Source organism: Pseudomonas helleri (assembly GCF_001043025.1).
Taxonomy (GTDB): Bacteria; Pseudomonadota; Gammaproteobacteria; order Pseudomonadales; family Pseudomonadaceae; genus Aquipseudomonas; species Aquipseudomonas helleri.
This window is the reverse complement of the sequence record NZ_JYLD01000025.1, coordinates 24,844-38,644: the sequence shown is the minus strand read 5'-3', so window position 1 is coordinate 38,644 and position 13,801 is coordinate 24,844. Positions and strand designations below refer to the sequence as shown.

At 52.0% G+C, this 13,801-nt stretch carries 12 protein-coding genes; all 12 read right to left on the bottom strand.

Annotation, left to right across the window (positions count from 1 at the left end):
• Positions 1–103: 103 nt before the first annotated feature.
• Complete coding sequence (locus TU84_RS25875) at positions 104–517, bottom strand: UvrD-helicase domain-containing protein (protein ID WP_082148818.1); 414 nt, start codon at positions 515–517, stop codon at positions 104–106.
• Positions 518–530: 13 nt separating this feature from the next.
• Positions 531–1,940 carry a serine/threonine protein kinase gene (locus TU84_RS24875; RefSeq protein ID WP_048373918.1) on the bottom strand — a complete coding sequence of 470 codons (1,410 nt, stop codon included), beginning with the start codon at positions 1,938–1,940 and terminating at the stop codon, positions 531–533.
• 472 nt (positions 1,941–2,412) lie between these two features.
• Positions 2,413–3,387, bottom strand: a complete 975-nt coding sequence (locus tag TU84_RS24870; protein WP_048373917.1) for a hypothetical protein — start codon at positions 3,385–3,387, stop codon at positions 2,413–2,415.
• Positions 3,388–3,599: 212 nt separating this feature from the next.
• Positions 3,600–4,292 (bottom strand): hypothetical protein, encoded by a 693-nt coding sequence (locus tag TU84_RS24865; protein WP_048373915.1) that lies wholly within the window; start codon positions 4,290–4,292, stop codon positions 3,600–3,602.
• Between the two features lie 4 nt (positions 4,293–4,296).
• On the bottom strand, positions 4,297–5,400 hold the full coding sequence (locus TU84_RS24860; RefSeq protein ID WP_048373914.1) for a hypothetical protein: 1,104 nt from the start codon (positions 5,398–5,400) through the stop codon (positions 4,297–4,299).
• Positions 5,397–6,383 carry a hypothetical protein gene (locus TU84_RS24855; protein WP_048373912.1) on the bottom strand — a complete coding sequence of 329 codons (987 nt, stop codon included), beginning with the start codon at positions 6,381–6,383 and terminating at the stop codon, positions 5,397–5,399. Before TU84_RS24855 ends, TU84_RS24860 begins: the two co-directional genes overlap by 4 nt.
• A 142-nt stretch (positions 6,384–6,525) precedes the next feature.
• A complete protein-coding gene (locus TU84_RS24850) occupies positions 6,526–7,437 on the bottom strand; it encodes a hypothetical protein (protein WP_048373911.1) in 912 nt (303 codons plus the stop codon).
• A 624-nt stretch (positions 7,438–8,061) separates the two neighbouring features.
• Complete coding sequence (locus TU84_RS24845) at positions 8,062–9,639, bottom strand: aldehyde dehydrogenase (NADP(+)) (RefSeq protein WP_048373909.1); 1,578 nt, start codon at positions 9,637–9,639, stop codon at positions 8,062–8,064.
• Between the two features lie 70 nt (positions 9,640–9,709).
• A complete protein-coding gene (locus TU84_RS24840) occupies positions 9,710–11,134 on the bottom strand; it encodes an FAD-binding oxidoreductase (RefSeq protein WP_048373908.1) in 1,425 nt (474 codons plus the stop codon).
• Entirely contained in the window at positions 11,131–11,673 is a 543-nt protein-coding gene (locus TU84_RS24835) for a hypothetical protein (protein WP_048373907.1), read from the bottom strand. The genes TU84_RS24840 and TU84_RS24835 overlap by 4 nt, the downstream gene beginning before the upstream one ends.
• 47 nt (positions 11,674–11,720) lie before the next feature.
• On the bottom strand, positions 11,721–12,812 hold the full coding sequence (locus TU84_RS24830; RefSeq protein WP_048373906.1) for an ABC transporter permease: 1,092 nt from the start codon (positions 12,810–12,812) through the stop codon (positions 11,721–11,723).
• On the bottom strand, positions 12,805–13,800 hold the full coding sequence (locus TU84_RS24825; RefSeq protein WP_082148816.1) for an ATP-binding cassette domain-containing protein: 996 nt from the start codon (positions 13,798–13,800) through the stop codon (positions 12,805–12,807). Before TU84_RS24825 ends, TU84_RS24830 begins: the two co-directional genes overlap by 8 nt.
• Position 13,801 lies beyond the last annotated feature (1 nt).

The following is a 13,801-nucleotide window of genomic DNA, read 5'->3' as shown; positions in this document are numbered from 1 at the left end:
ATTACATCGAGATGTTTTACAACCCAAAACGACGCCACAGTTTCAACAATCAGCTGTCACCGGTAGAGTTTGAAAAGCGTTACGCAGCGAGCCTGGAGAGTGTCTAGGAAACCCGGGGCGATTCAGGGCGCCGTTTATTTGCTTCTATAAGCTGCTTCAATGCTTGCTCTCGAACGTCTTCATCGAAGTCGGATTCTTTAGACACGAGTCTTTCATTTAGATGGGTCAGGACATGATCGTAAGCCCAAGAATGAAATGTTTTTATTTGGTTTGGTTCTATTAGGCCGCGCGACACTGAGCCGCTTCTAATGAAATCAGCAAGGGAACGTGTATATGTTATAAATAGTATATCTCGCTCGCCACTTCCGATTGTTACCTCTGCTCTCAACAAAAGCATATTGGTTTTCCCTGAACCCGGGGGGCCGGATAGAAAATATCGCCCGCCGACAGGAAGATCAATGAAATCGCGCTGGAGTTGATCCATCTGTTTTTTTTGTTTCCACCAGTTTGTATTCAATTTTTGTGCTCCATCACTTGTTGGCTAGTATGTCAAAATTATTGAGCTTCGAAAGCGCTGTTTCATCAGAGCTGTCAATTAAATCTATTGCGAATGATGTGATATCAGCTATATCAATACAAATTAAGTTGCTGGGTTCGTCTATGCTTGCATCAATACTAGTGATACAAGTTATTTTTTTTGTCAGCGTTTCCGTGTCCGGAGTGACTCCTGCTCTGATTAAACAGCTGGAAGCTATTATCTTGACGTTATTTTTATAAATGTCATCCTGCCAGTCAAAAGTTATGCGCACTAAGATGGATAAACTTTTTTCTATGTCGAATGTTAGGTCGATTATTTGCTGTTGTTTTTCTACTGCATTCGATAGCTCGAACGGCAGATCTGTTTTGCAGATGGCTATAAGGCTTTCTCTGATTTTTGTCGTAATTTTTTCTTTGAATTCTTCTCTGTAGAAGTTTGTTTCTCTAGATAATCGTGCTTCTTTGCTTGTATGTCTAGAGTTTAAGCGTTGGCGAAGAGAAAGCAATGGGTCTTTTGTTTCGTCAGAAAAGTCGGCCCAGTTTACAATTTGTATGCGCGTATGCATATCTTTGGTAAGGCATTTGGCTGCAACTGCTTTAAGCTTCGCCATTTTTGATGGGTTACCGTCAACAAACTGAGGTTGTTTCAGTAATACCGCTTTCGCGACCAGCCATCTATTGCCAGTATCGATCTCCGCTTGAAATATCGCTTCTTTCATTATGAGATCGTGTAGTACTGCTCCCACCTGATACAAGTTCAGTGCTCGCCATAAATCTTCAGAAGGCGCGTCGAGTCTGAAAAGATATTCCGGGGGGCTATACTGTGCAGTGGCAAGGAATACTCGTAAACTGCCGTGATCGGTCTCCTCTGCATTGGGTCCAGGATCGAACTCTCGAACCACACCAAGGTCTAGTAATTTTAGTTTTTTAAAGTCTGAAGATATATGTATATTTTCCGGTTTTATGTCTCGGTGAACGATGTTCAAAGATTCTAGGTGTTTTACTGCTGCAATTAGTTGCAATATTAAATTTTGGATGGCGTCGTCGGGAATGTCGTTGAGGACTCTTTTAAGCTGCGGCCATTCTATGAACTCCATCTCCACAAAGGCGGTATTTTCGGCGAGCTCAATGCTGAAGGTTTGTACAAGACTATCGCACTGGTGTCCAATTAAGCGCTCTTGTAATGCCAGCCTATGCCGCTCTTTAGAACCTTCCTCCTCACTGACGAATTTTGGATCAAATACCTTGAACGCTCTCGTCCCATTTGGTGTTTCAACCCTATATACTGCTGCGGATCCTCCCGCGTCGAGAAAAACGGGCGTATGGTAACCATTTTTTGATTTTAGTATTTTTTCTAATCGGATCTTTAGATCGTCAATCGTGCTTTGACTTAAGTCAGGCATTCCTTTGCTCCGCTGAAATTTATATGCGCTGTTGATGCTGCGCAGATTGTTTTTCTTTACATGTGTGCATGGCATGAATTTTTGGATGCGCTTTGATTTTGCACGGATCCTTGTCTGTTGGCTAGATGCCATCATTTTCTGGTCGATGCGAGGTGTGGCACCGTTTGAGGTGACCCTGCTTAACTGATGATGGGAGCTCATTGAGAGTCGCAGTGCAATTTGTGGGCGGAACCTTCGATACGCGGAAGGGAAAAGGGCTGATAGCCCCGAAACTCAACAAAAAATAGAATGTGGCATAGACGAAGCGAACCAGGATTTGGCGGTTTTAAAAAATGAATCCGTTCTCTGGCTCACTGTTCATTCGTCCAGCTTAGCCTATCTCTGGGACAACAGAAATCGCCCCGGGTCTAGATGTTGAGCTGGATTGTTGGGGCCTGGAAGTGTCACCTGCTAATCTAATGATCTATCTGTTTTAGAACCCAGTACTCAGTTGCCCTAAGAAATCACGAATCTCGTTTTCCAGTTGCTCAGGGAATGCTGGGTTTAGGAAGTAGCTAGTAGTTCTTATTGGGATTGGTACCAACTTTTCATTGTTGCTAATACCCAGTGGAACAGTCGACTGAATTATAATGCCCCAGCAGTTTTGCGGCAGGTGTTCTAATCGAAAGTCCCCTAGGTTGCTATGAAGCGCAAACTCTGCTTGATGCGCAAGATAGCTCGTAATAATTTTTTGGAAGTTCTTGTTACTTTCTATGGAGGAAAGAATTCCACTTTCGCGTATAGTTGGCGCGAAGCTTCCAGCACTTGCCATTACAGTGTATGTTCTCTCAAAGCATTCAAATGCGCTACTGGCGAATTGCTTGAACTTATTCCGATCTATTAATGCACTGACATCGACAGCAATGAAACCGCACGTAGCTAGGCCTTCGTCAAAGCGCCTCTCAAGCTGGTCGCTAGCATATTTTACTCTCGACTTGACCTTCTTCGCGCTTTGAAGATTTTTGCATTCAATCGCTAATTTATCATTTATGATAATGTCACATTCAGTCTCGAGATTGACTGTAAAAGTACCCATTGATCCTCGGGCAAAACGTATTGCCATTCCTAATTCAAATAGTCTGTCCGAGCTTTTATCATTTGGTCCTTCAAGTGTGAACTGGCCTGTTATTAGGTCTAGAACCTCATGGTCTTTGAAGGAAATATCAAGCGACCCATCAAAAATCCGGTTGACTTGATTGTAGTTTGATATGGTTAAAGCGAGAGCTGCCGCCTGATCATCAGATAGGTTTTTGATGTTGACTAACTGGTTGTGCATTTCGCCTAGTTTTGTGTTTTTAATTAATTTGGTTTGCCCGCTGCTATTCATTAGTTTTTGCATGTGAGACATGAGAGTCTCGAAGTTTTCGATTAAATCTTTTATGGTGTGATGCGACTGAGTAAACTTCATGACTCGTCCTTGTTTATTTTGGTCCGTTCGACATAGGTTGTCGTTTCTTTCGGCTAGAACTTTAGCTCACATGAGCAAAGGACAGCCGAGTCGAGAGCCTCGTTGCCGTAGTCTCGGCCTAAACTGCTACTGCGTTGCGAGATGCAGAGGGTCTAGAACTGGCATAACATCATCATGACTGCTTAACGGCTTACAACGAGCTCAGAGGTAGCTTAAATCGGCTTGCCTTCTGATAGTGCTACATTCAATGACCCTCTGAGAAGGCAGACCACGTGCTCGCTCACCTCCTCAATGCTGAGAGTGGCAGCCCCTCCATTACTCAGCACTATCGTTCCCTTTAAGGGCGGTTGTAGGCGAATTCGTATTTTTTCCAAAGTGTGCTTTCGGTCACCAACCAATTGGGCACAGGCGTCCTTGATGTCCTTTTCTCCAGCAACCAGTAGCTTGGCGAATGCCTTGTTTCCTAGCTCCAGTTTGGAGATTTGCATTGAATCCAAGACTCCTGTGCCTTTGACTGCTTTGAGTAGCTCTTCTGCCCATGCCAAAACATCGACTTGCAGCTCCTCAATGCTCACGGTGAAGTCGGTTATCTCAGAGAACCTGCTGAGAACCGCCTGCAGGCTTCGGGGAGAGTTGATAAATTCCAGTCTGGGAGACGTCTTGGTCAGTCTGAAGGCGGACTCCCGATACTCGGTGCGATCAAAGCTAGTCTCATTCCCAAATGGGTCGGTTATGGTGTCGGTATAGTTGATTTTCTCAATATACCTCGCCTCTAGCGTGTCATCGCGGACCTTATCAATAACGAACCCATGCTGTTGGGTGCTGTTGAACTCCATGGATTTCATGCGTGCAACCAACTGCGCGATAGATAACGGCCATTCGACGTTCAACCACTTGTAACGCATCCGGTTAGCCCTCGGTTTCGGCGAGCAATTCGTTCTTCAGGTTCAGTGCTGTCTGTTCAATCAGAGAGAAATAGCTTGCCCGCTCCCTGTCCTCTACGGGGGTGATGCCTTTGCGATGGGAGCCTTTGTGGTACTTGAACTCGCCCTGCACCCCATACCTGAAACCTAAGCAGTTCTGTTTGTCTTCAAATCCCGCTTCGAACTGGACGATGTTAGGTGGGTTCTCTATTTGCTCGGATTTCCAGGAAATGTGCGTGATATAGAAGCCACGCTGGCTGAGCTCTTTATATTCCTTGGATTGGACCAAGTTCTGACCACTCAATGCCATGCTGTGTACGACAGCGAACATCTCCATCCGAGCTTCGTTTTCTGCAGTGTCAAGATCGATGCCTAGGTTTTCATCGCTTTCTTCTGATCGGCGCAGGGATGAGACCTTCAAGTTCATGACGTTTCGCAGCTTAAAGCCGGGAAGTTTCGAGATCAGGGATGTGAAAAACTTTGATCGTAGCTCTGGTGTCGAGAGTTCAGCCAGCTCAACCTTTTCTTGTGCCAAAGGGGCCTTTCTGCGCTGCTCTACACATTCCTTGATGGCCTCAACCACCCGTTTAGCTTTGTCCGTAGCGGGAAGTCGGACAACCGTTTTTCCGTTTTCCACCAGAAAATCGATTTTCGCTTCATTGCGTTCGCGCTGAAGGAGCTTCGCACGGTTGTGGTTGAACTCGTCATATTCCACCTTTATGACGTATCCGCCGTCCCTGACAATGCGGTGTTTCACTTCCTCGTTCGGGCCAATGCCCTTTATGTAGCTTTCAACGGCTTCTCTGATGTCGTCCAAGGCGATTTCAGAATCAAACTGAATATTCGTGGTCTTGTCTCTACGGCCCGGTGGTTCACGTTTTTCGACAATCGCTTCGATGTCGTTATAGCCGTGTGGAATCATGGATATGTAGTCACAGATATCCTCTCGTTCGTCCTTAGCGGAACAGAATATCCCTCGATCGCGCAGCAATTCCCGCAGTACGGACACGGTCATTCGCTGCTTTCCAGAAATCAGCAAGTCGTAGATGTCGTTGTCGTTAGCGCTAAGGTGATCTAGGTATTCGTTCATGCCCAAGTACCCAAGTCGATGGAGGAATATGTCGATTTGATTTCAATGATCGGCTCGTATCGTATCGCGAGCACGTACCCGCCCAGGTCAGTGCTGCTGCCGGCTAACCCCTCGATGTACTGTTGCTGCGACTTTTGGAACGTTGGAGATGAGTTAGGATCGGGATTCAGCGTTTTGATGGTCACCAATGTTCGTTCGTCCAGAAGTTCATACTTGCGAAGGATATCGATCAAGTACGTGAACTCGCCGGTCGTTTCCCCCTTCCTTGAGTAGAACACTACAATTTTTCGTTGGGCGCTTCCCTTGGGATCTCGGGATTCGAGGATGATCACAGGAGAGGTCAAGGTCTCAAGCGTTGCGCCTTTTGCTTTTTTCACCTGAAGGTTGGCTTTGCGCACTAGTTGCGGATGGTAGAACGAGCAGTGCTCTGGCCCGGGCAGCTCCGGATTCCGCTTGCCTCTCATTCTCTGGATCTCGTGGCTGACATTGTTGAGCCAGAAAATTTCTTTAGGCCCGAGAACGAAGAGTTTTTTGCCCTTTGGCAGATGCATGCTCTCATTGGCAACAAAGGTCAGCGTGGTATTGAAGTCTGCATCGTATTCGCCGTCATGGTTGTAGACGAAAAGTAGCCCGCATATTGAATAGGTCACATCGTCATGCGCGTGCTTGTCTTGCCATTCAGCGCTTTTGTCCGCACACGCGGTTTGCTTCCCCAAACTGATCAATGCGGACTTGATGGCTGGTGACTTGATCGACCCCTTTGCATAGCTCTTCAGGTCGCAATGCACATAGGTACGTCTCGCTGAATAGGGCTCATCGTAGTAGTAGACAACATCACAGGGGTGCGTAGTGACACCATGCTCCTCTGTTGCCTCACAAGGCCAATCATGATTTGTTGGGCCGATTCGATCCCAGAAGAACTCCGCAAAAAGCTCGGTGGCCAGGATTTCAGCTTGCCTGGCAATGTTGTCATTTTCAGCCACGTAATCAATGTCCTTTTAGTGTTGGCAGTGCGTTGTTATGAGTACTTTGGTAGAGTGTTAATTACCCCGTATACAGGTTCAGCGTGATCATCTGGAGGCTGGCCAACGGGTAGATTTTTCCTGATACTAGCACCGGCTCAGATTACTGTATGAGAGATGCAATTCGCTCTTCTTCCGTAAATGCAATTTCATGTATTTTCAAAATTCCATTGGCGATGGCTGGTTCAAAACCATCCAGGGCGCGATAGAAGTTGGAGTTTGGTCGTGATGGCTCTTCTGTATTTGGCATTAAGATGAGAATCAGGTCTAGCCGAGCGTTGACCCGCCTTGCTACACGATAATGATGTACTTTGGATAGCATCATGTAGAGGCGATCTCTAATAAATAGAGGAGAACCTCGCCTAATTCGAACATCTACGAAAATTTCGTTCTCGCCATCATTGAAATATGCATCGAAAACAGGCTGGAAATTAGATACTGGATCAATGTCCTTGAAGTGACTTACAAGTTTTGCGTCGTAGATTACGTTTAAGGTATTGATTGATCGTTCCGCAAAGTACTTTGTCAGAGCAACTTGCGTGGCCATTCGGATATTAATCCGCTCCCTGGTTACTTCCGAGAGTTCCGGTGGAGTGGAAGGCACAGCATCAGATGATTGGCTTTCTTGGACGTCAAGAGCGGACGCCCGTTCTACACTTGGGGCTGCATGGTAGTCGCCATACACATTTGTATGATTTTGGTGTTGAGCCTGTGTATTGGTAACGCTTAAGACTTGAGAGAGTAGCTGAGCATTTTGCCGCTCAAGCTTGTCGACTTCCCTATCCTTCTTTTTGACTTCGCGTGAAATTGTTATGAGCTTTCCGACCGAGAAGCTATCGAAGGATTCGGCTAACACCAATACAATCAAGAAGCTGAGTAGAGTGATCACTCCGGAGGTGATCTCTCCCTTAGGGTCTACCGCGAGGTAGCGGAACAGAATCATGGCTGCCAGAAGAACGCACAACGCTGTGATCAGGAAGCGCACAAAATAACTGGGTTTACGAGGTTCTTCCATGATTTAGCCTTTGCGATCTCAAAAGACTATTATCTGCTCAGGCCCGTATGGCCGCAAGCAAGGCTTGGCACCCGGTACCTAAGGGACTGCAAGCGCAACGCTCTGAAAGGTAGGCTCTCGGGCCATTAGGAACCGTGAGGTATCGCAACGCCGACTTTGTTGTGCCTAGGCTTCTTTCATCACAGATTTCTTACTATGTGAAAGCTCCTCATCAAGCTGCCTTGTCCGTAAAATTTAATCCATCTAGAAACGCTTAAATGTACGTTTTTTTACATTTTTCTAGGATGTATAAGATTTTATTGGCTTTAATGCTCGGTTCTTATCTGTTTGGTATTCATTACCGTTCTGACGAACACCTGAGACCTAAATCTAAGGTTTCTTTCTGAAAGCCCCTGTACAGGGCAATGCTGTTCACATAAGCGAAAGCGAACCCTGTAGGAGCGAGCTTGTCTCGCGATCTTTTGATCTTTTAAAAGCTCGCGAGACAAGCTCGCTCCTACAGTTACTCGTACGCATCTCATAAGTGAACAGCATTACCTGTATAGGGGCTTTTTTTATGGTTTTGCGACGTGAAGCTTTTAACCTTGAAGTGCTTTGCCATCAGGAAAATGCTCCGACGTTGATTCAGGCAAGCACACATTCACCATTGACCGTCCGCCAGAGCTCTAGCGGATTGCCATCCTGTAGCGCTGCCGGCATCAAAGCCGCAGGCAGGTCCTGATAACACACCGGCCGCAGGAATCTGTCGATGGCGCTGGCGCCGACTGCGCTGCTGCGACTGTCCGAACTGGCCGGGAACGGGCCGCCGTGCACCATCGCATGCGAGACCTCGACGTTGTTCGGGTAACCGTTCGCCAAAATCCGCCCCGCCTTGCGCTCAAGCACGGGCAACAGTTTTCGTGCCAGCCCATGATCAGCCTCATCCAGTTGCAAGGTCGCCGTCAGTTGGCCTGACAGGTGCTCGGCGACTGCCAGCATTTCTTCTTCATTCTTGCAGGCGACTATCAGCGAGCTGGGGCCGAATGTTTCATCGCCCAGTCGTCCTGTCGTCACAAAGGTGCCTGCATCCGTGACGTGCAATGCGGCTTGCGCTGCACATGGCTTTTGCGCGGGAACACCTTGCCCTAACGTCGTAACACCGTTGGTAGCGGCCGTCTCCTCGACACCGGCGAGGTAAGCTTGATGAATACCCGGCGTCAGCATGGTTGCCGCCGCCTTTGTGCGCAGGGTATCCAGGGCTGTATCGCAAAACTGGGTCAGAGGCTGGCCTTCCAGAGCAATCACCAAGCCCGGATTGGTGCACAGTTGCCCCGCACTCATTGTCAGAGCCTCGACGAATCCCCGGCCGATTTCGCTGGCGCGCATCGACAGTGCATGCGGCAACAGGAACACGGGGTTGATGCAGCTCATTTCGGCGTACACCGGAATCGGTTCGCTACGTTGCGCCGCCGTACGCATCAGCGCCAGGCCGCCTTGTCGCGAACCTGTAAAGGCGACGGCCTTGATCGCGGGATGGCTGACCAGGGTTTGACCGAACAGATGACCGTCGCCTATGAGCAGGGAAAACACGCCCTCTGGTAACGAGTGGGCAGCGGCTGCCTGCTGAATCACCTGGCCAACCAGTTCAGACGTACCCAGATGAGCCTCGTGCGCCTTGACCACGATCGGGCAGCCAGCGGCCAGGGCGGCGGCGCTGTCGCCGCCAGCAACCGAAAACGCAAGGGGAAAATTGCTCGCACCAAATACAGCCACCGGGCCTAGGGCGATCTTGTGCAACCTCAGGTCGGGGCGAGAAGGAAGGCGCGTCGGCAATGCGCTGTCCAGGGTGGCGCCGAGGTAATGGCCATCGCGAACAACCTTCGCAAACAACCGCAACTGGCTGACGGTGCGGCCCCGCTCAATGATCAGGCGCGCGGCAGGCAATCCCGACTCCAGAGACGCGCGCTCGATCAGCGCAGCCCCCAGCGCCAAAATGCCCGTGGCAATCGCTTCCAGAAATTGAGCACGCTGCTCTGCCGTGGTCGCGCGGTAGCGATCAAAGGTTTGCTGCGCCAGCGTGCAGGCCTGATCAATCTCAGTCATACCGCCGACGCCGAAGTCGGGGCTCAGCGTTTCATGGGTGGCCGGGTTGATTGCACACAGCGATCCGTTGTCGCCACGCACAGCCGACTGGCCGATGAGCATTTTGCCGGTAATCATCATGTTTCCTATCGCTTGCTGTGCCATTGTCAGGCCTGATTTTCGTTGAAATGAACTGCGCAGGCGGTTCGCTCTAGGTATAGCGGTAGCGGCCCAGTACAGCTTGCGGATCCATCAACTGCTGCATGGCCCTGCTGATGTGCTGCACCTCAGGCGTCGTGTACTTGCTGTAATAAGCGGCATTCATTGGCCCGACACCATGCTCTGCACTGAAGCAGCCGCCGTTTTCGGACACCCGCTTATAAATGCCGCTGCGCACAGCGACGATCTTGGCGATGCCGTACTGGGCGATATGCGCGTGCGGGACAAGCACAATCAAATGGCAGCCGCCGTCGGCAAAATGGCCGAAATCGTAAAGCTGTAGCAGCGGATGTTCCTGCGCTAGCCACTGCGCAGCCTGATCTCTGAAAGCCACTAATTGTGAGCGCGAAAACGCCACGTCGAACGAGAGCGGGATACCTTCCTTGGCGATGGCCAACGGCAGGTTGTCTCGCAGTGGCCAAAAGCTGCTGGTGTTACCCAGAACAGCGTCGAGAACCCGGCCGCTTTCATACAGCGCTTCCAGCACCTGCTCGGTTCGTTGCGCAAACATCGTGTGCAAGCCAGGCATGCTGCTGGCGATCTCAATCAGGGCATAACAGCTGGCCGACGATTGGCTGAACGGGTGGCGCAGGGTGGGGAAGTTGCGCAACGTAATGGCGAGCGCCGCCTCGGATATCACTTCGAACGCGCACAGCAGGTCGCCGAATTGAAGTTCGAAGGCGTGCAGCACCTCAAGCGCTGTCCCATGGTCAGGCAAGGCAACAAACATGCTCTGTGTCGACTGATCGATGCGTTTGAGCTCAAGCGTCGCCGCCGTAATGATCCCGAAGGCACCGCCGGTGCCGACAAACATCTGCTTGAGATCGAGTCCGGTATTGTTCTTGCGCAACGGCGCGAGCAGCTGCACCACGGTGCCGTCGCCATCGGCCAGCACCACTTCAATGCCGAGCAGGTTATGGCGCACGTCGCCATGCTTGAGCAAGCGGCTGCCACCGGCATTGGCGCCGATCAGTCCGCCTATCGCCGGATCGCTGCCGACATCGATAGGGAAGCACAGCGAGTGGGGCTCCAGTTGGCGATTCAACTCAGACAAGAGCACGCCAGCGTCAACAATGACCGTGCGGTTCAAGGGATCAATCTCGCGCACTCGGCGTAAGCGCGAAAGGGACACGATGACTTGCGTGCCGGAGTTGTCGGTGACGGCGCCGCCCACCAACCCGCTGCGGTTACCTTGGGCGACCAGCCGTATACGATGGCGCACCGCGATGCGCATCAGCGCGCTGACCGCGTGAGTATCACGCGGGAGCACGACCGCCGCCGCCTTGCCCCTGCACTGCGCGACGTCGATTTCATAGGGGACACAGGCCGCCCCGGTCAGCAGCGACGCCTGCCCCAGCACGTCGGCGACTTCGATCAGGAACGCGTGGAGTCCCGATGCAGGTTCCAGGTCGCTCATGGCGTCGCAACCACGCGTTTGAGCAACTGGCTGCGTGTGAGCACCAGCGCGACGATTGGCAATACGCCTCCCAGCAGCGTGTTATGGCGAAAAGCCAATGACACCGCGACGGCGACGGCAGCCGCAATCAGCAGCATCACCGAGAGTTTTCTAATCAACCCATGATCGCTGCTGGCTTCGCCAATAAACCCCAATGGCGAAAGCCGCGTGGCCCCCAAGCCAATCACCAAAACGCATGCCAGCACCGGTGCAGCCCCCAGCTCCTGCCCCCACACTTGCAACGCCGCGGTAGAGACCCACGCCAGCAGGGCGCCAATCATCAGGTATAGGTCGACGCCCAGCGCGATCCAGTGACCTGGGCGGTACTTGAACAGCCAGAACACGTGCGCAATGCTCAGAATACCGCTGACCACATACGCGGTATCCCAGCGCACGCCTGCCTCACCTGGGCCAAAACGGCCATACAAAAGGAACACGATAACCGGAATGAATGCGCTGGCATTCGACAAATAGGCACGGCCTAGCTTGCTGATAGACATGCTGGTTTCCTTGAATAGAGATGCAATGAAATGCCCGGGGGCGGGGCTTAACTTTTGTGCCAGCGGAACATGAAGGTCGCGGCGCTGAGGAACAAAGCGGTCCAGCCTGCCAGGGCCAACAAGGGCTGCCACAGCGAAGGCAGGGACGCGCCGTCGAGCATCACTTGGCGCAGTACCGAGACAAACTGGTTGATCGGAATCACCGAGAGCATGTTTTTGATCCAGGCGGGCGCATCGTTTAACGGGATGGTCAGGTTGCCGAAGAACAGGGCCGGGTAATGGATCAGATGGCAGAGCAATTCGGTTTCTTTTATCGAGGCAGTACGGCTGGCCAGCAGGGTACCGAGGCACAGCAACATGACGCCGCCCAGCACAATCACCGGCAACGCACGCAAGGTCTGCACACTCCACAGCGAGAGGTCGATGCCGTATCCAAACCGCGCCACCAGCAGCAAGGAGCCCACCGAAATCAGCATCATGACCACCCGCGACACGAGGATAGAGGCCAGAAAAACCAGCTTCGGCACAGGAAAGCAGGCGTAGATCTTGAGCGCGTTGTGTTCACGCAGGCTGGCAATCGACAAGGCGGTGGACATGATGCCGAGTGACATCAAACAGATGACCAAAATGCCGGTGGTAAAAAACTGGCCGTAGTCGAAGGGCTTGGCGCCGGAGGCCGTGTCTTCGAAATGCACCAGGTCTGCCGAGACAATGCCGCGTTTGGCCGCCGAACACCTGACCGCAGCAATCTCGATCACGCGTGCGGCGGCGCGTACCGCGAGCTGGCCGTTGAAGTCGTATTGCACCTGCAACGGACCATCGCCTGCCGGGAATACAATGCGCACCGTGTCTGCTGCGATGGCGGCAGTGTTGTGGACGGTTGAAAATTCAGCCTTTACAGGATCACCGCCCGCAAACGCCTGCTGGATCGCCACCTTGCAACTGGTGTCCGGGCTGGCCTGGACGCCTGCCTCCACAAACTCAACCTTGACCGTACCGAGTGAGCCACGGTGACCGAAAGCCATCAGCATCACGGTCAGCAGCAGGATGGGAAAGGCCAGCGCCCAAAACAGCGCCGACTTGCTGCGAAAAAACCCCAGCAGTTCGTTGCGCGTCAATATCGCCAGTACGCTAAGCATCCAGTTCTCCTTGGGCGCAGAGGTGCAACATATCGCGGTAGTGGGTGGGGCCGAATTCACAATGTTGGAACGCAACATTGCCGATCAGGCGACGTATCGACGGCTCCAGCTCCTGCGTGCCATACACGCTGATTTCATTGCGTGATGGCATCGACAACCGCAGCGTGGCGCTTTCGCGTTGCAACTGCTGATAGATGGCGTTGACCTGATCAACATCGTCCAACTGCAAATAGGCATGGAAGGCGCCGACGAGGCGGTTCTTCAGTGATTCTTTATCACCTCGATACTCAACCCCGCCGTTGCACACCCACACCACGTCGCTGGCGGCATCCAGCTCTTCTTCCGAGTGGCAAATCATGATGATCGTCAGGCCGGCCAGGTCGTACCGCAGCAGGTGTGCGACGCGCTCGATATACGCGCGGTCAAGCCCGGTAAACGGCTCGTCAAGGACTGCCAGTTCCGGGTGGTGGGCCAGCGCGACGAACAAATCAAGCCGCTGTTTCTGGCCGCGTGACAGTGCCCGATAAGGCAGTTTGCGCAGCGCTTCGATATCCAGAGCCTGCGCCACCTGCGGGTCTTGCTTGCCGTACAGGGCCAGATGCAAATCGAGAATCTCCCGCACATTCGACGAGTCTTCATACTCGACCCGCTGCAATTGCACCCCCAGTCGCTGGCGGTGGCGGGTGCTTTGTAGAAAACGCGGCGCCGCCACCCCCAGAATCTGCGCCTCTTCCAGATGCGCCTGACGGAACCCGAGCAAAGCTTCGATCAGGGTGGTCTTGCCGGCGCCATTGGGGCCGATGATGGCGGTATGCAGGCCGCGTCGAAAATGCAGATCGCGAACCTCGAAGCGGAAACTGCCGGCGCTGACCCGGATCAGTTTGGCTTCCATCGCATAAGTGGGCCTGGCTGCCAACTGCACCTCAGGATGCACGGCAGGTTCAGGCAGCCCGTGTTTGTCGTCTGTCAGCAGGATTGGACTGTTCATG

What these genes read in the sequence shown, in the direction of transcription:
- TU84_RS24875 (WP_048373918.1), bottom strand. Translation starts at nt 1,940, where the DNA reads ATGCCTGACTTAAGTCAAAGCACGATTGACGATCTAAAGATCCGATTA.
- TU84_RS24870 (WP_048373917.1), bottom strand. Translation starts at nt 3,387, where the DNA reads ATGAAGTTTACTCAGTCGCATCACACCATAAAAGATTTAATCGAAAAC.
- TU84_RS24865 (WP_048373915.1), bottom strand. Translation starts at nt 4,292, where the DNA reads ATGCGTTACAAGTGGTTGAACGTCGAATGGCCGTTATCTATCGCGCAG.
- TU84_RS24860 (WP_048373914.1), bottom strand. Translation starts at nt 5,400, where the DNA reads ATGAACGAATACCTAGATCACCTTAGCGCTAACGACAACGACATCTAC.
- TU84_RS24850 (WP_048373911.1), bottom strand. Translation starts at nt 7,437, where the DNA reads ATGGAAGAACCTCGTAAACCCAGTTATTTTGTGCGCTTCCTGATCACA.
- TU84_RS24845 (WP_048373909.1), bottom strand. Translation starts at nt 9,639, where the DNA reads ATGATGATTACCGGCAAAATGCTCATCGGCCAGTCGGCTGTGCGTGGC.
- TU84_RS24840 (WP_048373908.1), bottom strand. Translation starts at nt 11,134, where the DNA reads ATGAGCGACCTGGAACCTGCATCGGGACTCCACGCGTTCCTGATCGAA.
- TU84_RS24835 (WP_048373907.1), bottom strand. Translation starts at nt 11,673, where the DNA reads ATGTCTATCAGCAAGCTAGGCCGTGCCTATTTGTCGAATGCCAGCGCA.
- TU84_RS24830 (WP_048373906.1), bottom strand. Translation starts at nt 12,812, where the DNA reads ATGCTTAGCGTACTGGCGATATTGACGCGCAACGAACTGCTGGGGTTT.
- TU84_RS24825 (WP_082148816.1), bottom strand. Translation starts at nt 13,800, where the DNA reads ATGAACAGTCCAATCCTGCTGACAGACGACAAACACGGGCTGCCTGAA.